This window comes from Bacillus sp. PK6-16 (assembly GCF_056530295.1).
The window spans coordinates 3570280-3592614 of record NZ_CP096511.1; the positions used below are offsets into that span (position 1 = coordinate 3570280).

At 33.4% G+C, this 22335-nt stretch carries 24 protein-coding genes and 1 pseudogene; 6 read left to right on the forward strand and 19 right to left on the reverse strand.

Annotated elements, in window-relative coordinates; translation table 11 throughout:
• Positions 1-47 precede the first annotated feature (47 nt).
• Positions 48-791, forward strand: a complete 744-nt coding sequence (gene pyrH, locus M1D66_RS18150; protein ID WP_001248059.1) for a UMP kinase — start codon at positions 48-50, stop codon at positions 789-791.
• Positions 792-1002: 211 nt separating this feature from the next.
• Here the strand turns inward: pyrH and M1D66_RS18155 are convergent.
• From M1D66_RS18155 to M1D66_RS18205, 11 genes and pseudogenes are all read right to left on the reverse strand, one after another.
• A pseudogene (locus M1D66_RS18155) lies at positions 1003-1571 on the reverse strand (imm11 family protein).
• Positions 1572-1797: 226 nt separating this feature from the next.
• Positions 1798-2370, reverse strand: coding sequence for an imm11 family protein (locus tag M1D66_RS18160; protein ID WP_076775842.1), 573 nt, complete (start codon positions 2368-2370; stop codon positions 1798-1800).
• Between the two features lie 51 nt (positions 2371-2421).
• Complete coding sequence (locus M1D66_RS18165; RefSeq protein WP_144596564.1) at positions 2422-4038, reverse strand: AHH domain-containing protein; 1617 nt, start codon at positions 4036-4038, stop codon at positions 2422-2424.
• Positions 4035-4397, reverse strand: coding sequence for a DUF3958 family protein (locus tag M1D66_RS18170; RefSeq protein ID WP_153595226.1), 363 nt, complete (start codon positions 4395-4397; stop codon positions 4035-4037). Before M1D66_RS18170 ends, M1D66_RS18165 begins: the two co-directional genes overlap by 4 nt.
• A gap of 42 nt (positions 4398-4439) precedes the next feature.
• Positions 4440-4718 carry a TIGR04197 family type VII secretion effector gene (locus M1D66_RS18175; RefSeq protein WP_144596566.1) on the reverse strand — a complete coding sequence of 93 codons (279 nt, stop codon included), beginning with the start codon at positions 4716-4718 and terminating at the stop codon, positions 4440-4442.
• A 354-nt stretch (positions 4719-5072) separates the two neighbouring features.
• The gene (cls, locus tag M1D66_RS18180; RefSeq protein WP_242554677.1) at positions 5073-6284 is read right to left on the reverse strand and encodes a cardiolipin synthase; all 1212 of its coding nucleotides are present in this window, start codon (positions 6282-6284) and stop codon (positions 5073-5075) included.
• A gap of 110 nt (positions 6285-6394) precedes the next feature.
• Positions 6395-7540 carry an ABC transporter permease gene (locus M1D66_RS18185; protein WP_000651881.1) on the reverse strand — a complete coding sequence of 382 codons (1146 nt, stop codon included), beginning with the start codon at positions 7538-7540 and terminating at the stop codon, positions 6395-6397.
• A gap of 1 nt (position 7541) precedes the next feature.
• Complete coding sequence (locus M1D66_RS18190; RefSeq protein WP_001020154.1) at positions 7542-8651, reverse strand: ABC transporter permease; 1110 nt, start codon at positions 8649-8651, stop codon at positions 7542-7544.
• A gap of 37 nt (positions 8652-8688) precedes the next feature.
• Positions 8689-9627, reverse strand: coding sequence for an ABC transporter ATP-binding protein (locus tag M1D66_RS18195; RefSeq protein WP_086384930.1), 939 nt, complete (start codon positions 9625-9627; stop codon positions 8689-8691).
• Positions 9628-9763: 136 nt separating this feature from the next.
• Positions 9764-10864: a sensor histidine kinase gene (locus M1D66_RS18200; protein ID WP_000397683.1), complete on the reverse strand. Its 1101-nt coding sequence runs from the start codon at positions 10862-10864 to the stop codon at positions 9764-9766.
• A 4-nt stretch (positions 10865-10868) separates the two neighbouring features.
• Positions 10869-11507: a response regulator transcription factor gene (locus tag M1D66_RS18205; RefSeq protein ID WP_000694093.1), complete on the reverse strand. Its 639-nt coding sequence runs from the start codon at positions 11505-11507 to the stop codon at positions 10869-10871.
• 325 nt (positions 11508-11832) lie between these two features.
• Here M1D66_RS18205 and M1D66_RS18210 point away from each other — a divergent pair, with 325 nt between their 5' ends.
• Genes M1D66_RS18210 through exsE form a run of 4 tightly spaced genes read left to right on the forward strand, consistent with a single transcriptional unit; the run spans position 11833 to position 14729 of the window.
• Entirely contained in the window at positions 11833-12273 is a 441-nt protein-coding gene (locus M1D66_RS18210) for an RNA polymerase sigma factor (protein WP_229163507.1), read from the forward strand.
• On the forward strand, positions 12270-12713 hold the full coding sequence (locus tag M1D66_RS18215; RefSeq protein WP_000972344.1) for a hypothetical protein: 444 nt from the start codon (positions 12270-12272) through the stop codon (positions 12711-12713). Before M1D66_RS18210 ends, M1D66_RS18215 begins: the two co-directional genes overlap by 4 nt.
• Positions 12706-13776: a hypothetical protein gene (locus M1D66_RS18220; RefSeq protein WP_242554678.1), complete on the forward strand. Its 1071-nt coding sequence runs from the start codon at positions 12706-12708 to the stop codon at positions 13774-13776. Before M1D66_RS18215 ends, M1D66_RS18220 begins: the two co-directional genes overlap by 8 nt.
• Positions 13773-14729, forward strand: a complete 957-nt coding sequence (exsE, locus tag M1D66_RS18225) for an exosporium protein ExsE (protein WP_001261426.1) — start codon at positions 13773-13775, stop codon at positions 14727-14729. Before M1D66_RS18220 ends, exsE begins: the two co-directional genes overlap by 4 nt.
• 30 nt (positions 14730-14759) lie before the next feature.
• Here exsE and M1D66_RS18230 read toward each other — a convergent pair whose 3' ends face one another.
• Positions 14760-16007: a DUF445 domain-containing protein gene (locus M1D66_RS18230; RefSeq protein ID WP_000058294.1), complete on the reverse strand. Its 1248-nt coding sequence runs from the start codon at positions 16005-16007 to the stop codon at positions 14760-14762.
• Positions 16008-16160: 153 nt separating this feature from the next.
• Positions 16161-17492 carry a D-serine ammonia-lyase gene (locus M1D66_RS18235; protein ID WP_000658530.1) on the reverse strand — a complete coding sequence of 444 codons (1332 nt, stop codon included), beginning with the start codon at positions 17490-17492 and terminating at the stop codon, positions 16161-16163.
• Positions 17493-17642: 150 nt separating this feature from the next.
• Between M1D66_RS18235 and M1D66_RS18240 the strand changes: the two genes are divergently transcribed.
• Positions 17643-18188, forward strand: a complete 546-nt coding sequence (locus tag M1D66_RS18240) for a helix-turn-helix domain-containing protein (protein ID WP_000427653.1) — start codon at positions 17643-17645, stop codon at positions 18186-18188.
• Positions 18189-18242: 54 nt separating this feature from the next.
• Here the strand turns inward: M1D66_RS18240 and M1D66_RS18245 are convergent, their stop codons facing one another.
• The 6 genes from M1D66_RS18245 to M1D66_RS18270 all read right to left on the reverse strand — a co-directional run bounded on the left by M1D66_RS18245 (position 18243) and on the right by M1D66_RS18270 (position 22017).
• Entirely contained in the window at positions 18243-18923 is a 681-nt protein-coding gene (locus tag M1D66_RS18245) for a prolipoprotein diacylglyceryl transferase family protein (RefSeq protein WP_153595229.1), read from the reverse strand.
• Positions 18924-18940: 17 nt separating this feature from the next.
• Positions 18941-19495: a TlpA family protein disulfide reductase gene (locus M1D66_RS18250; protein WP_000733174.1), complete on the reverse strand. Its 555-nt coding sequence runs from the start codon at positions 19493-19495 to the stop codon at positions 18941-18943.
• Positions 19496-19513: 18 nt separating this feature from the next.
• A complete protein-coding gene (ccdA, locus tag M1D66_RS18255; protein ID WP_242554679.1) occupies positions 19514-20227 on the reverse strand; it encodes a cytochrome c biogenesis CcdA family protein in 714 nt (237 codons plus the stop codon).
• A 53-nt stretch (positions 20228-20280) separates the two neighbouring features.
• Entirely contained in the window at positions 20281-21093 is an 813-nt protein-coding gene (locus M1D66_RS18260) for a M56 family metallopeptidase (protein WP_000871957.1), read from the reverse strand.
• Between the two features lie 4 nt (positions 21094-21097).
• Entirely contained in the window at positions 21098-21511 is a 414-nt protein-coding gene (locus tag M1D66_RS18265; RefSeq protein WP_000495059.1) for a BlaI/MecI/CopY family transcriptional regulator, read from the reverse strand.
• Between the two features lie 107 nt (positions 21512-21618).
• Positions 21619-22017: a DUF3942 family protein gene (locus tag M1D66_RS18270; RefSeq protein WP_000347525.1), complete on the reverse strand. Its 399-nt coding sequence runs from the start codon at positions 22015-22017 to the stop codon at positions 21619-21621.
• Between the last annotated feature and the right edge of the window lie 318 nt (positions 22018-22335).

The following is a 22335-nucleotide window of genomic DNA, read 5'->3' on the forward strand; positions in this document are numbered from 1 at the left end:
TTCGCCTTTGTTCCTTTTTTATTGCGATCTATATAGGGGGAATTGTTATGAGACCATATAAACGTGTCTTAATTAAATTAAGCGGCGGTGCACTTGCCGATCAAACTGGAAATAGCTTTAACTCCAAACGATTAGAACATATCGCAAACGAAATTTTATCCATTGTTGATTTAGGTATCGAAGTATCCATCGTCATCGGTGGCGGTAACATTTTTAGGGGGCATCTAGCTGAAGAATGGGGAATCGATCGCGTAGAAGCTGATAATATCGGTACGTTAGGTACAATCATTAACAGCTTAATGCTTCGCGGTGTTTTAACAAGTAAAACAAATAGAGAAGTACGCGTTATGACGTCCATTCCATTTAATGCAGTAGCTGAACCATACATTCGCTTGCGTGCAGTCCACCATTTAGATAACGGTTATATCGTTATCTTTGGAGGCGGAAACGGGCAACCGTTCGTGACGACAGATTATCCAAGTGTACAAAGAGCCATTGAAATGAATAGTGATGCCATATTAGTCGCAAAACAGGGTGTCGATGGCGTTTTTACAAGTGATCCGAAGCATAACAAATCAGCAAAAATGTACAGCAAACTAAACTATAATGATGTCGTTAGACAAAATATACAAGTTATGGATCAAGCGGCATTACTGCTTGCCCGGGACTACAATTTACCAGCACATGTCTTTAACTTTGATGAGCCTGGAGTCATGAAAAAAATATGTTTAGGCGAACATGTGGGGACATTGATTAATGATGATGTTACGATGTTGGTGCATGAAAAATAATATTTTGCATCGGAAGTTTTGTTCATCTCCAGGAATTATTAGCCTTTTACAAACAGTTGATCTCCCACCTCACCTCTTTGCTTCAGCCGAATTTCGAGGTGGGAATCTTACTGCTCGTTAATGCAGAATAAATAGTCCCCTACTTTGTATAACAAGGGGACTTAAGTTTTATCGTAACCTTATCAGGACCATTTATAATTTTAGAATTTATTTATGAGAGCTCTTCTGAATCCCAGATTTGAATAAATTCAAAACCTTTTAAATCACTTTGTTCAATAAGAACCTTCAATTCATCTGAAATAAAAACAGCTGTGGGATGAATTTTCCCATTTATATAAACCTTAAAAATCATCTCATTTTGAACAGTATTACTATCAAATGCGAATTTTTCGCATCCTATTATTAAACCTGTAATCAGTTTTTTAAAAATTGCTTTATCACTATCAATTGCATCAAGTACATTCAACACGTGGACCAAGTAATATACCTCACTAGTTGAATTGCGTAAGAGTGGTAAAAATTCAACATTATCACCTATTAAAGGTTTAAGTACTTGCTTGGCTTTTTCACTAATCATTGGAGCACCAGTTCCTCCCCAAAATTTAGGGAAATCACTATGAATATCTCCTTCAATACACTATATATATTTCCCCATGAATTTGCTAAATGAGTTACTGAATTTATTTTTTCATCAATATATTTTTTGTGATCTTCTTCAAAATTTAATAACTGGAAAGACTCATAGTTATCTAATACACTCTTTAATCCCCATATTTTCATGCTTATTCCCCTTAACTATTCTTTTATCTTCTAAAGTAAAATAGAATATTACGTAACAAAAAATTGTTTACTACTAGTTACTTTGTGATTCTAAAATATATCTTGAATATGAATTACCATCATTTTCTATACTTATTCATAAAAAAAAGCTTATACAAGTGCATAAGCTTTTTTTTACTCTATTAGATATGGGTTCACATTACTAATCTAATTAAATTAGATTTCTTTACGCACCCTCTTCTGAATCCCATACCTCAACAAATTCGAAACCTTTTAAATTGTTTTCTAAAACTTTATTTCTAAATTCATCAGATACTAAGACAGTAGACGAATGTAATCTTTGATTTAAGAATGTTTTAAATATTATCTGCCCCTCAACTTTATTGGCTAAAAATGCGTATTTTTCGAACCCTATTATTAACCCTGTACTTAGTTTTTCCAAAACTGCTTTATTGTAGTTAATTGCATCAACTGTATTTAGAACGTTTATTAGGTAATAAACTTCACTTGTAACATCATGAATTAATGGAAGGAACTCAACATTATTACAGATTAGAGGCTCTAATATTTCTTTTGCTTTTCTGCTAATCATTGGTGTACCAAGTTCTCCCCAGAACATAGGACAGTCACTTTTTTTATCACCTTCTACACATTCAATAAAAATTCCCCCCCACGAATCAGACAGTTTTATTGCCAAATCAATTTTCCCATCAAAATATTTTTTACGGTCTTCTTTTAAATTTAGTAGCTGAAAAGATTGATAGTTATCAAATAAGCTTTTTAATTGCCAAATTTTCATACCTTTTTACTCCTTCAGAATTTAATTATTAAGTATCTATGATTGGTTAAATTAATTTAGTTTTAAACTACCATCCAATAACCTCTCTCTTATACTATGCAAGGCAGCAACTGCATCTTCTTGATTACCCCCAAAGCGTTTCACTTCACTTAATACTCTGTATACTTCCCTTATATACTCTGGACTATGATTACCTATATGTAGCGCTTCAGTAGTCACATAATCGTTCACTTTATAGGGTAAAAATACTCCATTAGCCGCTGAATCATGGTGTATTTCAAACTCTTCTAATAGCTCTTGCACTTGTTTCGCCCTTTTATCCTTCCAAGGTGCAATATGATGTGTTGCATTAGGATATGGCGGTGTTTCAACTCCTGCATCTTTAAGTTCTGCACGCAGTTTTTGAGATGCTGAATAGGAATCGGGATATTCATTTTTCATCTCAACTCTATCAAAAACTTTATCTGCATAGTCCTGAATTACTTCTTGTACATCTTTAACTTTACTTCTTCCACCAGTTTTTGAAAACATAAATGTTTCACGAGCTTTGCGTAAAACTTCAAATGTTTTTATTTGATTGCTTCCAAATCCACTTGCACCTGCAAATGCCAACCGATCCGTCAGTGGCAATTTATTTGCGAAAGAAGGCATTCCTGTAGAGAATTTTGCACCTTTTGCTAATGTAGTAACTTTACTTATCCCCTTATCACCAATAAGTCCAAGTCCAATTTGTGTAAAAGCATAACTTCCCCACTTAGCACGACTTTCAGCGTCTCCATTTATTACATCATTAATAAACGAATCTGATAATGTGTTCCACATAGCAGGTAAGGTTTCATTTAAATGAGTAAAAGCGTACCCCATGTTCTCCCATGTTTCCCATTTACCAAGTGCCACAACACCATCTATTGTATCTTCAACTGCTTGACCCGTACCTGCTAAAATACCATCTATAATTTGTTCAGAAGTAGATTTTTCAGGAGGTTTCTTGCACACCGCTCCCTCTTCTATTGATCCTTCCTTTAAAAGATTATCAACTTGACGGTTTCTTTCATCAGCAATTTCTTGGATCGAAACGGTCCAATCCATATTTAATCCTTGTGTACTAAACGTACCACTTACAGGACTAAAGCCTTTTCCACTTTGGACTTCAGCAAGGCCGGCAGTAAGACTAGCCACAAGTTGAAGAGCTGTGTTGTAGTTATTACTGGATGTATAGTTAAATTCATATAGATGCTCTAATTTTTCTTGCAGTTTTTTTCTCATCTCCACTAAAACAATAACCATGGCATCTATTCCAGGCAACACTGTAGCAATACTAATCGATTCTATACTTGAGATCATTCGATTAATTTCTTGAATTTGCTCTCTTATTTCTTGTTCAATGACATCTGTAGAAGCAACTTGTGATTGAAAATCGCTTGGAAATGCATCATTTTGACGGATTAATTCTTCACATAAATAAATGATACCTTGTGCTAAAGGACGAAAAGTTTGGACAAAAAATATTTTTGCACTACTATATGTTTGCCCTTGTAAAACTGTATCAGTTGCAAAGGTATCAATTGATTGGATTGCTTGCTCCATAGCTTGGATCGTAGCGACACATACAGCATTCATGCTTTGGGTCTGATTTTGTACTTCCCCTAAATACATATTTAAACTCATGCTTTGTCCTCCCTTTTTAATCGCTGTTGCCGATAGGTAAGGTCGGTTTCTAAATCAATAAGATTGCGTCTTTCTTTAAGTAATGTTTCTTTTTGATTTTCCAATTCCAATGTTAATTTCCGCTCAATATGTTGCGACTCTTGAAGCTTATTCATAAAAAAATGAGAAACATCTTTATCACCATGCCATGTTTCTAAAATCCTATTAAATAAACGATTATTTCGATTTCTCAATTCGTGAAAGTCCATTTCTGCTTGTCTCTGAATTTGAATCTCTTTTTGATTTCGATCCTGTTTTTCAAATACTATCCGTAATTCATGATTAAATTCATTTATTTGTTTTGTCACATCTTGACTCATCTTATTCTCCCTACCCTTCTCCCTTTACCGTAGGTTGCCACATTAGCGAAATGTCTTTTGTAGTTCGTTATCCATCCTTTCAAAATCCTTAGCTACTAAATGAATATTATCAATTGCTTGTTGAAAGGCCCCACAAAATTGTCTAGTCAAATCTAGCATTTGTTGATTCGCTTCTTGCGCCTGAGCATTAACAGATAGTGTAGTACGGCTCGCCTTTTTTATACAACGATTTGTCGCACCTTGAATTGTATCCGATGCATTTTTCATTTGTGTAGCAATTTGTGTAGCCGTTTGAAAATTACTTTGAAAGTTTCCCATCATTTAAACACCTTCTAGTTTCAAAATTATCAATAAAATTATATCACGTTAATTGTTTATGTTTGTCAAAAAATTCAGTTATGAAACTTCAGTTTTTTTTAGAACCCTTAATAAGATAGAAGCAATATCTTAACTTTATTTTAGCTACATATTTCATTTTTTTGCTGAAGTGCAAATAAAAACAGCGGAGCCCCCGATAAACCAAACTGTTTTTAACTACCAATAATGAATAATGAACTATAAAACAAGAAAGAACCTTCTATTTTTGAAGGTTCCTTCTCACTTCTCTACTTGTTGAATAAACAATACAGCTTCCTATTTACTATATTCTAAATACCCAGTATCTCAGTTAAATCATCACAAATAAAAATCCACCAACCCTGCAAACTTCTCCTTACAGCGCTCCCAAAAAGATAACTTTTCAAAAAACTCTTTCGTCATTTCTTTCGAATCATGAAAATCCTCTGTTAACGCCTTATTAACTTGTCCTACAATAGGACCACCATAAATATAAAAATTCATTTCATCATTTATATTGAAGCTACGCGAAGTAAAGTTTGTTGTACCAATAACGGTTAATTCATTATCAATAAGCATTAATTTACCATGGAACATTCCTTTTTTATACCCATATACAGTAATCCCATTATTAACAGCTTGACGTATGTATGGATACGCCGCTTCTTTTATAAGAGGTAGATCTGGTTTATATGACCAAAGTATTTTTACTGTAACACCACGCTTTTGCGCCGCGATTAAAGCATTCATGGATTCTTTATTTTTTGCTATAAAATACGGCGTTGCAATTACAATGGAGTGCTGAGCTTGTTTTATGAGCTCTATATATTTTTCAGCAACGTAATGCCCATTGTAACTAGTCATAGTATGTAATGTATTCCCTTTACTAGCTTTATTCGTACTTCTCTTTATCTCTTCTTTCGTATCTCGTTTCCAGTCTAAAGCGAATTGCTGTTCTAAATCTTTTGCTCCTTCTCCTTTAAGTCGTACATGATAATCACGCCAATATCCAAATCGCTTATCTTTCCCTAAGTACTCATCTCCTATATTAAATCCGCCTGTATAGCCAATCTCCCCATCAATCGTCGTAATACGGCGATGATTACGATGGTGAAGTGAATAAAATCCGAATGGCAATGTAGGTTTTCTACTATATGTAAAATGTACACCACTTTTCCGCAATTCATTTATCACCTTTCTTTCAAATGATAAATCATTAATGCGATCAACTGATAAATAGACGTTTACTCCTTCTTTTGCCTTCTCTTTTAATAAGTTTAAAAAAGTATGACTACTTTTATCATCCGACAAAATGAAGAAATACGTGTAAATGGAGCTTTTGGCTTCTCTTATATCAGTAAATAATTGTTTATAAAAAGACTTCCCTTCTACATATAATTGAAAGTCACTATAATGAGGCGCATACTCTGTCGGCATGTTTTTCCCAGCTTCCATTTTCCTACCTAAGGTAACATCGATATGCATCCATATTAAAATAAAAACGAAAATAGCAATAACAATAGAAGTAACTCGCAATATTTTTTTAATCATTTTGATTTCCTTCCGATCATTTTCTTTCCACCTTTCTATTTTGTCATTCAAATTTAGATTTCATGCTTCATACAAAAAAGGATGTGACTTAACGTCACATCCTTTTCACATTAAACAAAATTCCTCGCATCATTATTTCTTCCAAACTTATAAATAGCAATTAAGAAGAATGCAATTGCGAAAGCGAATAAAATTAAAATGTTTAAATACAACTCCGAGAATGGTATTCCTTGTTGTAGTTTCGATACTGTGTCTAACAACCAGCGCTGCGGAAGAAAATTAGCTACTTTTTGTACTGCACTTGGCATAATGTCATATGGGAAATAACAACCCGCTAGTAAGCATGTTGGTACAATGACCATGTTTTGCATCGCATTTGCCGATGCTGAGTTTTTCGAAAAAGCTACAAGGACTAATGATATTCCAATTGCGATTAATGCAAATAGCATTAGTACGCCCATCATCACTATGAAAGGCATATTGATATTCGTATGAAAAACATTCGTTAGGAATAGGATTGTAATCAAAATTTGTACTGTTAGTATTATCATATTTACCCCGACATTAGATAATATGAACTTCTTCCCATCTATCGGCGTTGATAATAGTCTAAAGTACGTTCTATTCTCTTTTTCTTTTAAAATATGACCTGATAAGTTCGCTGCTGAAAACAGCATAAACATAATAAGGTAACCCATCGTTTGATTTGTCATATCTTTATTTTTCGAAGTATCTTCTAGCGTCTCAGTTTTCATTTTAAATGAACTTTTTTGATACCCTGCGTACATATTGTCGAATGTACTTTGATCTGTTCCTGCTACTTTACTAATAGCTGCTATATTATCAATATAATTATATAAATATGATTTTATAAATCCTGTTACTTGATCACCTTTAATCGATGAAATTTCAATATGCTCTGGTTTCCCTTCTCGAACACTTTTTGAAAAACCAGAATCTAATGTAATAACTCCATCAAGTTTTTTGGAAGTGAGTTTATCTTCTACTTCAGACTCCTTAACCTTACTCACATTCACATGATTTAATCCTTCTAAAAACTTTATCGTATCATTTGCTATTGGCTCATTTTCTTTATTTACAATCCCGATATTTAACGTTCCTTGCCCTGCATTTCCGTATATCGAAAAGGAAATGAGCGTCCCTATTATCGGCAAGCTAATTATAATGAGTAAACTTTTTTTATTTTTCAAAAGCACAGATAACGTTTTTTGTATGAGCCATAAAATATCCTTCATGCTATAGCCCCTCCCGTCTACGTAATGCAATAATTGCAATTAATAAAAAGAGTGCTGAAATTCCAATGTTTAAAGAAATGACTGGTAGTGCTGCCCCTACATCATTTGCATAAATAATTTTCATAACAGCTGTATTTGCCCAAGTTAATGGCGATAAATTCGTAACGAAATTTTCTTCTACTACGAAATATGCACCTCCAAAAATAGAAGCTAATTGCACAACAACCATAATAATTGCCCTAGACGCTTCAGCTGTTTTCGTGATATATCCGATTCCTAAACCAAAGCTAATTGCTAGAAAGACTTGTGTTAATAAAATAAGAAATATGATTCCAAGATGGTCGCCCCAATTCGCTTGAAAAACAAATTTACTAAATAACATGACGAGTAATATGCACAGGGCATTTGCTACTAGGCTACCAAGTACTTTTCCAATGAATATTTCAGCTTTACTTATAGGTGCAGCAATGAGACGATCTCCTGTTTTACGTATTCGTTCTCCTCGAATTAAAGAACTCGCTCCCATCGCAGCATATAGTGCAATCATCGTTGTCATTACAACCGCATAGTAATCCATAGAACCTGGTTTTTTCGCAGCTTGTAAAGATGTTTCTTTTATATAATCATTATGATTTCCGTTTGAAATAACCGTACTAACCTTAGTAGGATCTACTTTTGCAACTTCGACCGCTACATTGTACTTATCAACAAATGTTGTAAGCATTCCCTCCACAATACTTCCCTCAATACTACTTTTGTCACTCCCATAAAATTTTGCACCATCTTTATTTAACTCTACATAAGCAGCATATTTATTTTTCTTCACTTCTTCTTTCCCATCTATACTGCCGGAAGCTTTTTTAAAATGAATACCTGATTTATCCACTTCTTTCGTAAATGCTTCAAATGATTGAGAAAACGTGCTACTCGCTTCATCTTTATATAGCACTTGTATATCTTTAATCGAATGACTATCACTATTAAATGCGTTGGTTAACGCTGTTCCTAACACAAGCATAAGCACAATCGGAAATGCTAACATAAAAACTAAAGTTCTTACGTCTCTGAAATCTCTTTTAATATGCATAATTGCAATATTGAAGATGTTCAATTGATGAACCTCCCTTTACCTTTTCTTCATTTACTTTTTATTTATCTCGTAAGTTTCTTCCCGTCAATGTAAGGAATACTGTTTCTAAGTTGGGAGCCTGCTCCTCTAATGAACGAATTTCAATATCATGATTGATACAGTGTTGAATGATTTTATTTAAATTATTTAATCCCGCATCAGAATTCACTTTAATTACGTTTTCTTCAATTTGAACTGCTTTCACACCGTTTATCTCTTTTAATTTTTTCACGTCTAAATTTTCCACCGACTTCACTTCAATCCAAATATCTTTCGTATCAGTAATAATCGATTTTAGTTGTTCTTTCGTACCTTCTGCAATCACTTTACCGTGATCTACAATAGCTATTTTCGTACAAATCTCTTCTACCTCTTCCATGTAGTGACTCGTATAAATAATAGTGCTTCCCATTTCATTTAACTTCCGGACAGACTGAAGAATATAGTTTCTTGACTGTGGATCAATTCCAACTGTCGGTTCATCCATAATAATTAACTTCGGTCTATGTGCAATTGCACAAGCAATATTCAATCTTCTTTTCATCCCGCCAGAAAAGTTTTTCGGATAACTTTTCTGTTTATCACTAAGTCCTACAAATTGAAGTGCTTCCTCTACTCTCGCTCTTAGTTCGGCCCCTCTTAATCCGTACAATCCAGCAAAGAACTTCACATTTTCATAAGCAGTTAACTCTTCATAAATCGCAATATCTTGCGGAACAATACCAATATTCATCTTTGCAAATCGATTATGTTTCTTTATATTTTTTCCTAGTATGCTAATTTCACCTTCATTACTTCTTAACAAACCAGCAATCATATTTATCGTTGTACTCTTACCAGCACCATTTGATCCTAAAAAGCCAAATATTTCTCCTTCTTTAATAGATAAAGACATATTATCAACTGCGATGAAATCACCAAATTTTTTCGTTAAATTTTTAATTTCTAATGTATTCATCATTTCACCCCTATTTCGGTTTCTCTGCTGTTATTATAAACAAAAAGAATGAACCTGCTCAGTGCAGAAATTCATTCTTTTCACATGAGAATATTCACTTTTTTCATATGAGATGGTTCATCTTCATCCCATTCTCTTATATCGGAAACAACATTGTCACTGAAAAACCACTTGTTCCATCTACAATAATTTTTCCGTTTACTGATGCTGTTCGCTCCTCCATCCCCATAATACCGAGACCTTTCTTAACAAAAGCTGCGCCTTTCCCGTTATCCTTCACTTGCACCTTAACCATCTTGTTAAGCACATGAATATCTATAGAAATAACTGTCGCATCAGCATATTTCATTGCATTTGTTAGTGCTTCTGTAACATTCTCACCGATAATTTTCCACTGAATGGGAGAAATCATATCTAAGTTCCCTTTGTATACAAAAGGAATATTCACATCATTCTTACCGGCAAATTCCTCTATGAATAATTTCATACGATGAATACCAATTTGCTCAGTTGGTGGCTTCATATTTTTTAATGTAATGCGAATACTTTCAATTCCATCTTTTGAAATGTGAATTGCATTTTGTAATAACTCCGCAGATTTTTCTTTATCTATTTCCATTAATCTTTTTGCTGCTTCCATTTGAATAAGTGCACCCGTCATCGAGTGACCAATTTTATCATGAATTTCTTGCGATAACCGATTTCTCTCTTCTAGCTTAAATGTGTATTCAGATTGTCTTATGTACTCTTTATTTTCATGTAAGCTTTTCGTAAGTCGTTGCATATCTTTTCGCATCTTATCATTTTGCGATTCAAGCTTTACTACACGCGATATATATCGATCTGCCATAGTTAAAACGAGAAAAGAAAATGCAACAATTAATCCATAAGTCATTCGAATACTTTCATCTGCAATCGTAATTGGGAGCATCATAACGACAAAGCGTGGCCAATTCTTTTCTATGTAATGGAATGTAATTTCGTATAAGTTCAAAGGTAAAAACAAAATAAAAAATGGATGAACCCTCCATGTAAATAACATAACTATGCCAATGGACATACAGATTAATATTTTTTTATACATATCTTTTTTAAATATAGAAATCATTACGTTTACAGAGAGGTAAATAAGTAATGTAAATATAACCCATGGTAAATTTGCTACATTTGCGTAAATATAACTAAACACAATATATAAAAAGACAATTAATTTACTTACAGTTAACCAAAACTCCATATCATTAATCTACTTTCCCTGTTAAGTAATAAATCGCAATTTGTGTGCGATGTTCAAGTCCAGTTTTCCCTAAAACTGACGTAATATAATTTGCAATTGTTCCCTCAGATATAAAAAGCTGTTTCGAAATTTCTTTATTTGAGAAACCTTTTGCAATTAATGCGATAATACTAAGCTCCCTTTCTGTGAAAAGACTCTTATCAATTTTACATTCTTCCTCTTTACTTTCCATTAAATTAGACTTAATTTTATCGAGGACAACATCTTGCATAACAGTTTGACCGTTATATACTCCTTTTATCGCATCACGAATACGCTCCGGATCGTTATTTTTTAATAAATAACCTTTCGCTCCGTTTTTTACTGCATCCAAAATATACTCATCATCATCAAACGTCGTTAAAATAAGCGGTTTTGTTTTCGTCTCTTCACAAATGAATTTCGTCGCCTCTACACCGTTCATATTTGGCATACGAACATCTAAAAGAGCAATATCAACTTCATGCTTTTTACAATATGCTACAGCTTCTTCCCCATCATTTACAGTATCTACCACTTCGAACTCTTCGTATGTATTTAAAATAATTTTCATGCCTTCTCTAATAAAAGAGTTATCATCCGCTATTAATATTTTAATTTTCATGTTTGTTAGTATGGCCCTTCCCCTACTAACATTCACATCCTTTCTTCCCATAACATTTCCTACTTGCTCATTATATACTTCTCTTTACCATTTTTTCACACCTTTTTTCATCTAGCTCTCCTACAAAAAATATATTATTCTTTTTTTACAATATGTGTAGGGTGACTTATCATTCTTTACGTCTATATAATAGAATGCGTCAAAAAGGAGGGAGAGACCGATTGAGGAAAAACAATTAATTGAAAAAGCAAAGCAAGGAAGCGAGCATGCTTTTCGTATCCTTGTACAAACATATCGTCATTATATTTTTCAAGTTATCTTTTCTATTTTAAGACATGAAGAAGATGCGAAAGATGTTACACAAGAAGTATTCGTAAAAATTCACACCTCTCTCCCAAATTATCAATTTCGCGGATTAAAAACGTGGATGGCACGTATTGCCACCAATCACGCTATTGATTATAAGAGAAAGAAAGCTAGAGAAAACGAAGAACTCTCCTTATGTAAAGAAACAGAGGAAAATATAAAATCCTCTCATAACATTGAAGCTTTACTATTGACGAAAGAGCAAAAATTACTCATTGCTCAAAAACTGAGAGAACTTCCCGAAAATTACCGTGACGTCGTTCTCGCACATTACTTAGAAGAAAAAAGTTATCAAGAAATTGCTTTACAGGAAAACATCGAAGTAAAAACAGTCGAAATGAAACTGTATCGGGCACGAAAATGGATTAAAAAACATTGGAAGGAGGAAGAGTTTCTATGATGCATTATTCAAAAGAAGATTGGCGCAATTATACATTAGATTTTATAGAAAGCAATGAACGTGAATCTATGGAAGAACATCTTTATGAATGTGATGATTGTTTAGCACTTTATATGGAAAGTATTGATGAACAACATGAAAACCTTCCAATGATAAATGATGATTCATTTACGAACGAAGTTATGACGCAAATTAATTTTGAAACACTACAGTCTAATAAAAATATAAAAACAAACTCACTAAAGCGCACAATCATTCACTACATAATTGCGACTGCGGCTACAATTATTTTTATGGTAAGTGGTTTATTCCAATATATTTTTACAGCGACATCAAATTTCGAGAAATCTTCAAAACATAACGAGTCTTCTATTTCACAACAAATTGTAAACAAATCGGTAGACACATCGAAAAAGGACGGAGGTTCAAAGCATGAATAAAAATCCCTTTTTAGCACTTGTATTAGGGCTAATTTCTGGGCTTGGACATTTATACTTAAAAAAGCTAGGACGGTTTATTTTATATAGCGGGGGATCACTATTTCTATTCTCCTTTGCAGTATTTTGTACCATAGTAGTAAGAGAACGTGATATTGCTTTTCTTTCTCTATTTTTACTAGCTGTTCTATGGGCAATTAACTTACTAGATTTAGTTATCACCATTATAAAACAAACGAAAAAACAAGAAGCTGGAGAAGTGATAAATTCCTCTAAAGAGAGCGAACGATTTTATATCATTCTCTTATCCATCATCCCTGGACTTGGCCACTTCCAATTAGGACTTATGCAACGCGGACTTACATTTTTAGTAGCTTGCACAGGAATCGGAAGTATGATCATTTTCGTTGCACTTTTAACATCGCAAGAAAGTTTTCTTATCTTCCTTATTACGTTACCTGTTTTATGGATTTATAATTTCTTTGACGTTGTTCAGCAACTACAGAAAAAAGAACGTGGCGAGCAATTAATTGACCGTACTATTTTCGAAGATTTTGAAGAACATCGAGAGCAGGGAAAGAAAAGTAAAACATTTGCTTCTATTTTAGCGATGTTCCCTGGAGCAGGTCATATGTATTTAGGCTTACAACGCCGTGGTCTTCAGCTTATGGCAGCCTTCTTACTATCTATTTATTTACTCGACTTATTAAGACTTTCTGCATTTTTGTTTTTAGTACCAATCATTTGGTTCTATAGCTTTTTTGATGCGTTACAGCAAACAGCAAAATACGGAAAAGAACGAGTTCAAGACGAACCCATTATCGATTATTTTATAAATCATCAAAGATGGATCGGTATCGGATTAATTACACTCGGTGGTTATTATTTATTAAATCAAACAGTCCTTCCTATTTTGAATGATTATTTTGCAACTATATTTAATATTCATCTTAGTGAACTATATTATCGCTATTTCCAAACATCTATCGTTGCGCTCCTTTTAATTGGCGGCGGCTTTAAATTGTTACTTGGAAATAAAGAAAACAAAGGTGGGACAAGCGAATGAGGACTTGGCGTGTTGGAACATTCTCAATGGGGCTTTCTATTATATCGTTAGGATGCTTTTTACTATTTTCAGTCGTAAAAGGAATTCAAGTATTAGATACACTAACTGCATGGTGGCCAGTTTTACTTATCATACTTGGAGCCGAAGTTTTACTATATCTTCTATTTTCTAAGAAGGAACAATCATTTATTAAATATGATATTTTTAGTATTTTCTTTATCGGCGTTTTAGGAAGCGTCGGAATTGCTTTTTACTGTTTATTATCAACTGGATTACTAGAAGAAGTTCGTCACTCTATTAACACAACGAGGCAAACGAGTAATATTCCAGACGGACAATTTGATATACCTGAATCTATCAAAAAAATCGTAGTAGATGCAGGACATCAACCTCTAACGATAGAGGGAAATAATACAAATCAAATTCATCTTTTGGGAACTTATGAAATGACAACGAAAGCAAATGAAAAACTCAATTTAAAACGAGATGATTTCCTTTCAGTTCAAACGGCTGGAGAAACGATGTATATCACTTTAAAATCATTACCTGTTCAGCATACGTTATTTAATTCAGCACCACAGGTGAAACCAACGCTTGTTCTTCCGCAAAATAAAAATGTGGAAATCCGTGCTTCAAATAACGAACTATCTCTTTATCCAGGTCAATTACAAAATAATTGGTTTGTACAGGAAAGCTCAAGAGTGTCTGTCCATCTTGCAAAAGAAAGTGATATATCTTTAACAGCAGTAACGAATCAAAAAGAAACACATGGAAGTACACCTTGGGAACAAGTAGAAGATTTAACGAAAAACGAAAATACTTCTTCAGAAGAACATCCAGAATTAAACAACCAAGAACATTGGTATAAAAATTCGATTAAAACTGGAAATGGGACGTACAAGTTAAATATTGAGAAAGCTTATAATTTGAATATGAGTGTTCTCGAAAAATAAAAAACCTTCCGCAATTGCGGAAGGTTTTTCTCATATAATCGCTTTAATTCCTTCTAACACTAATCCAATCATAAATCCGCAAACAGCCCCGTTTACTCGGATCCACTGTAAATCTTTACCGACGTTATTTTCAATCATTTCGATTAACGTCTTATCATCTAACTTATCAAGGTTTTCTTGTACAAGCTTACCAATTTTCGAATGGTTCTTCTCAACAAGACTTACAACTTGTTTTTGTAACCAATCTTCTATTTTTTGAACTGTCTGTTCATCTTCTTTTATTTTATTCATTTGTTTTTGTAAAAATGGAATAACATATTTATCAGCAAATTCTTCATTATTTACAAAAGCAACTGCTCTTTGCTGTACTTGCTCTAGCATCTCTTTTATTTTGTCAGTAGCATTCCAATTGGCAATCCATTTTTCTTTCCAATTTTCTAATTCTTGTAGTAACGCTTCATTTTCTTTTACATTTATAATTTCTTGACGAATTTTCGCTAATATAAGTTGTCTCGTGCTATTATCTGCATCTTGTAAGCTGTTAATATTGCTAATAATAAACTTCTGCAAAATGCCGCCAATTTTATCTTCATCTACAATATTCATAAACGATTTCAATGTAAACTGTAAGAATCCATCTACTTTTATATTTTCCATCGCCTTCATACCTAAACTTCCAAGCTGGTAGCGTGCTTCATCTTGCGCTGTCCAATCTTTCACTTTTACTAAAATGTAATCAAGTGTCTTCTCATCATATTCTTGCACAACTAATTGATCAACAAGCACTTGTAAGATGTTACTTGTATTAATTGTATGTAAATACGTCTTTAATTCTTTTTCAATAATAACCGCTAATTTTTCTGTATCGATTGAAACAATCGCCTTCTCAGCAATCGTTACAATGCCTTTTTTCACAGCATCAGACTGTATTTCTCTCTCTGCAATTTGTAGCACCATTTGTGCTAGCTGCATTTCTTTTACTTTATTCGTAATACTTTCTTTCGTTAGCCACTCATTTTCTAACGTATTGATGAGCCCTTTCGTTACTCGTTTACGGTTTTTAGGTAACAAAGCTGTATGCGGAATTGGAATTCCCATCGGGTGACGGAATAATGCTGTAACTGCGAACCAATCTGCAAGCCCGCCAACTAACCCAGCTTCAAATCCCCCTTGTATAATCTCTCCAGCTATCGTTCCTTGAAAAGGGATAGAAGCCGCAAAGCCTACACCCATAACCCCAAGCGAAATACCCGCTATATATTTAGTCTGTAATGACATCGTATACACATCCTCTTATTATGTAAAATAAAGCTTTTTGTTGTATTTATTCAATATTAGCTATCCTTTATATATACTATAAAGAACTATTGTGAAAATAACAAAGATTTTTATGTACATGAAAAAATGAGGCTACAACTAGCCTCATTTTTCTTATACCGTTAATTCCAAACCTTTCCTATAATATTCATTCATTACATCTTTTGGAACCATACTTCCACCCGTTCCCCACACAATATGAGTACCTTTTTTCACCTTCTCTGTTAACTGTTGCTTTTGTAAATACTCATCTTCTTTACATACTTTCACTGGCCCTATCATACCTGCTAGTGCAGAAGGCTCTAAATAAATATTCTCCGTATCAGCTAGTTCTTTTAACAATCTATATAACTCTTCATCGCTTACTGTGTAATTCCCACTCAAAAATGGTTCCATCGTTTTCCCGACAAATCCAGATGGCCTTCCTACCGCAAGTCCATCCGCATCCGTTACATTATCAATTCCGATATCTTGAACGGCAATTTTGTCATGAAGGCCTGTCATTAAGCCGAGTAACATACATGGAGAGTGCGTAGGCTCTGCAAAGAAACAATGAACATTGTCTTTATACAATAACTTTAAACCGAATGCTACTCCACCCGGTCCTCCTCCTACTCCGCACGGAAGGTAAACAAATAAAGGATGGTCTTTATCTACTACAACCTCTAACTCTTCTAATTGCTTTTGTAATCGTGATGCTGCTACTGCGTATCCTAAAAATAAATCATGTGAGTTTTCATCGTCTACAAAATAACAGCTAGGATCCGCATCCGCTTGTCTTCTTCCTTCTTCTACTGCTTTACTATAATCATCTTCATATTCAATAACGTTTACACCTTTACTTCTTAATAAATCTTTCTTCCATTCTTTTGCGTCTGCTGACATATGAACAGTTACATTAAAACCTAGATTCGCACTCATAATCCCTATGCTAAGTCCTAAATTCCCTGTAGAACCTACTGCAATTGAATGTTTGGCAAAAAACTCTCTACATGTATCACTATCTAAAATGGAATAATCATCTTCTTCTGTTAACATACCGTGCTGCAAAGCTAATTGTTCAGCATATTTTAGCACTTCATAAATGCCACCCCTAGCTTTAATTGATCCTGATATTGGAAGATGACTATCACATTTTAATAATAATTCTCCTGAAATAGGTTGCTTGTAAGTTGTCTCTAAAGCTTCTTTCATAGAAGATATTTTCACTAAAGGTGATTCGATTATGCCGTTCGTCCCTTTCGTTTCAGGAAAAACTTTCGCAATATATGGTGCAAAACGCTTTAATCTCTCTTCCGCATCTTTTACATTCTCTTCATTAAGTGGTGAATCTTTTATTGCCCTTTCATACTTTTCTATGTGTGGGTTTATCCAAAATACTTCTTCTGTTGCAATAAGTTTATTCACTAATGGGTATTCTGCTTGTAATGCCCCTATTTCTTTCATTTTGTTTCCTCCTTATATCCTTGTAGCTCACCATATAATAAATTATAATTAAATTAATTTTAATATAGTTTAACACAAATCGTTCACTTTAGTTAATTTTAATTTAATTTATTTAAATATAATTTAATGATTCTTAAGGAGATTTTCATTATGGAAAATATAGATATTGGTAAAAAAATTGAAAAACAAAGAAAAGAAAAAGGTTTAACTAGTAAAGAACTAGCAAAGATGGCCAATATTACACCATCAATGTTAAGTCAAATTGAACGTGGGTCCGCTAACCCTTCTATTCAAACATTAAAAGTGCTTGCTAAAGCTCTTGATGTGCCAACATTTAGCTTTTTACTTGAAGATACAAATACAGACGATTTAATTGTACGTTCCCATAAACGAAAGAAAATGATTATCGATAATTTATCATATGAAATGCTTTCACCTGATTTCACTGGAAATTTAGCAACAGCAATTATGACCGTCCCGCCTAATACAGCTTCATCAGAAAATGTGCTAGAACATAAAGGAGAAGAATTAGCATTTGTCTTAGAAGGGAAAATCACATTATATTTAAATGAGGAAGAATACGTATTAGAAACTGGTGACAGTGTAAAAATACCTGCTTATTTAAAGCATAAATGGGTGAATCATTTTGAGAAAAATGCGGTAGTCTTATTTTCTGTTACTCCGCCGATTTTTTAATATATGTAATAAAAAAATAGCCATGTACGGGGAATATCCGTTAATGGCTATTTTTTATTTTTTAGGCACCAACAAAATCCCTAAACTAATAATACAAAAGCTCATTATTTGCTGTGCTGATAGACCAAACAGAACCGAATTTTGTTCACTAACAAGCGAAATAATAATATGAGCAAACCCCTCAACAATTAGAAAAATACTTATATTCCTTCCATTTCCGAGCCTTTCATTTTTCATCCATAACAAGCCCATTATACAAAGAGCAAGGATGATCTCGTATACGAAAATAGGGTGATATAATAGTTTAGATTCATATATTTTCATTCCCCATGGTAATGTCGTTTGTGCACCTACTTCATGATGAAATAGAAAATAAAAGATAATGCTCACACACAATCCAAAAGGGAGTACATCAAGTAAAATACGAAGCGAAAATTCTTCCTTCTTACTTTTCCAAACAATGTATACACTAGCAATTACGCATCCTACTACAATATGTCGCATACTTCCAACAGCTAATAATGCTTGCACTGGCGATCCAAAAGCCCATACAGGATTTAAAATTGCTGGTGCAAACTTCCATACAAATACGATGATAAGAAACGCATTTGTTACGGCATCCATCATTTTTTCATATGATACATTTTGATGCCTCATCTTTCGTTTCATCAACATAAATCCAAATAGACTTCCAATTATAAGAGATACGGGTTGTAATCTCACGATCCACTCCATCATCACGAAATCCCCTTTTAGCTCTCAATCAATTTCTTAAATTTCTTTTCTAATTGATCTGGTGGCAATACACCTCGTACATGATCTACTATAATTCCATCCTTATTAACAAAAAATGTCGTCGGTAAAGAGAATACTTTATAATCTAGTCCAGCTACTCCGTCCATATCTAGTAGAACCGGAAACTCAAATCCATAGCGATTAGCAAATGCGCTTGCTTCTTGTACTGGGTCACTAACAGTTGCATTCACCGCAAAAATTTCAACATCCTTTTTATATTTATCATACATATGAACTAAGTCAGGTGCCTCCATTTCACACGGCCCACACCATGATGCCCAAAAATTAATAATATATGGTTTTCCCTTGGCATCATTTAACGACTGCAACTTTCCGTCTAATCCTTTTAATGTGATGCCAGGTGCTTTAAAACCTACTTGTGGTAATACTTCTTTCTCTTGTAACTCTGCTTGCTTTGCTTTTCTTTCCTTTTCTTCTTTCTTTGAATTATAAAAGTTAACCCCCGCCCAAGCGAGAGCACCTACTAGTATAATAGCAATTAGTTTCTTCACTTTTCTTCCTCCTCATTTTTAAAAACCTGTAAATCCACCGAATAGACGAATAAAGAATGCTGTAATTTTCGTCATTTGATTTGTATACAATAAAATACCTGTTACAATCATCATTCCACCGCCAATTTTCATCATGACATTGGCATATGTAACAATCCATTTTACCTTCCCAATAAAGAATGCCATCACGAAAAATGGAACCGCAAACCCAAGAGTATACGCTGTAATATAAAGAAGCGCCCCTTCAGGATTCGTCGCGCCAAGCATGAGTACAGCTGAAAATATCGGTCCAACACATGGCGTCCAACCTGCTGCATATGTCATACCGACTAAAATCGAGCGAATATATCCAGTCGATTTACTTCTATACTGCACCTTTTTCTCTGCCATAAGCCACTTAGGCTGAAACAAGCCCGTCATAAATAGCCCCATTAAAACAATAAAAATCCCACCAATTTGTTGAATCAATTTTTGGTTAGATGAAAATGTTATTCCAATCCAACTTACCGATAAACCTAACGCGTAAAATATAACCGAAAATCCGATCATAAAAAATACTGTATGTATAATCGCTGATTTTTGCATAATCCCACGATTTTCTTTTAAATCTTGAATAGACACACCTGTAATATAAGATAAATAAGATGGATATAGCGGTAAAGAGCACGGTGATATAAATGACAATACTCCCGCCCCAGCCACAAGCCAAATTCTTAAATCTGCTGCATTCATTTTATTCCCCCTAAAACACTACAATGAGTAGTGTTTATTCTTAAAAAAAGAGGCTATATGCACTCTCCGACAATAAGTACAACCGACATACAGAATAAACCTACTGTTACATATACCGAATTCGTATGTAACGGAATAGTAAGCTTAACAACCTTTTCATTTAACACTTGCTCGATTCGTAAATTTATTGCTGTTTTTGCAAATGAAGCTGTAACACATCGATTTTCCATTGTCTTTATTTTAATTAATTTTAATAACGCGCTACCTAACTCAAATGAAGATTCCATTTTTTGCATCGCATATTTATCAGCAGCTAGCTCCTTATACGTATGATATCGCTGTAACAACCCTTTTAATATCGGTATGTACATCATTCCTTCTGCTAATAGCGTAAAACAAAATAATTTTAGCGGATCCCAATTCTTTTGATGATATTCTTCATGGAAAATAATCGCATCAATTTCTTCATTTGAAAATGTTTGAAGCAACCCTTCCGACATGACAACTTTCGGACGAAATAGCCCAATTGTAAATGCCGCAACTTCCGTAGTCGGCAATATATATATTTGTTTTCTTTTTCGGACGAAAGGGATAAGTACTTTTTGTAATTTTTTACTATAGAAAAATTGTCGCCAAATTCTTTTGCACACGATTAATACAGTAAGTAATAATAATCCAGCGATTATAATACGAATCAGCGATAATTCTTTCATATGTTTTTCTAACTGGAACAAGCAAAAATTTGAAAGAAGGAACATCTTATTTTGAAACAGAAATGGATATGTAACGTAATACACTAACATACTGAAAAAGAGGGTACTAACAATTACTGCTAACAATACGATTTTACGCATTTGCCATTTCATTTCATTAATCCTCTCTTTTTAACTGACTCAATTTGTCTTCTAACTTTTTTATTAAAGTCGGATCAGCCTGCTCTAACTCATCTAACATATGATTTACAACTAAATCTCCAAATTCCCCCATCAATTCCTGTGTCATTTTCTTCGTTTGATTGGATAAGAATTCTTCTTTTGTTTGTACAGCACGATATATACCACTTCTTTTCACAGTCTGTTTTTCTAAGTGTAATTTCTCTACTAACCTGTTCATAACTGTCATAACAGTGTTAAAATTCACAGGTGATTCTTCACTTAATTTCTGCTGCACTTCTTTAATAGTAATACCATCGCTAGACCAAACAATCTCCATAATTTTCGCTTCAAGCGGTCCAAAGAAATGATTTAACCCTTGCTCATTTAACTTATAGTTTTGAGTAAACATTGTACAACTCCTTTCACACTACGAATTGTAGTATAAATTAAATGAAAGGTCAAACGTAAATGATATATATGAAAATTAACTACCCATAAATACATAGGCTATTCCATTCATTTTAAACCTAATTTTTCTCCAAATGTATCAAAAAGATACTGCTCTAATATTTGTACACTAAACTTCTCATTACGTCCAAGTGCAAATAATTCCCGATCTTTCGCTACGATAGTATCTAACGGAATAGCTACATTATCCACTATTTTTGTAATTTCAATTATATTACTTTTTACATTTACTTCTGTTTTAAATTCAACGTTTTCTAACACTATATGTGAACGTCTTCCTGATGCAAAAAAAGTAAAATTAGGATTTTTAACAACGCCAATTTCAGTCTCTAACGCATATAAATAGTGAAAAATTACATCTCTGTGTCCATCTTTTATTATTTTTTCATCCTTCTCATCGTCTAAATATTCTTTCAGCTTTGTTGTAAATTCAAATCGAAAATCCACTTTTTTCACGCTCCTTCTTTGTATTTCATATTAAATAAATATATTGAAATAATTTTAACATATTGTAATACAACTTCCTATTAAAAGTAAAAACTGTTTTAAAAAATCGCTATTATTTCCGATACCCTTTTAAAATATAAGTATAAATTCAATATGAATCAATGCGTCATTATATCTATTTAAACATATTTTTTCCATATTTTGAAACATTAGTATGAAATATTATATATCAATGTATGGTTTCTAATGCATTGGTATATATAGTCAGTAGTTTCTTTACTATTCCGATATACTTAAGCTACATTTTCTAATTATTGA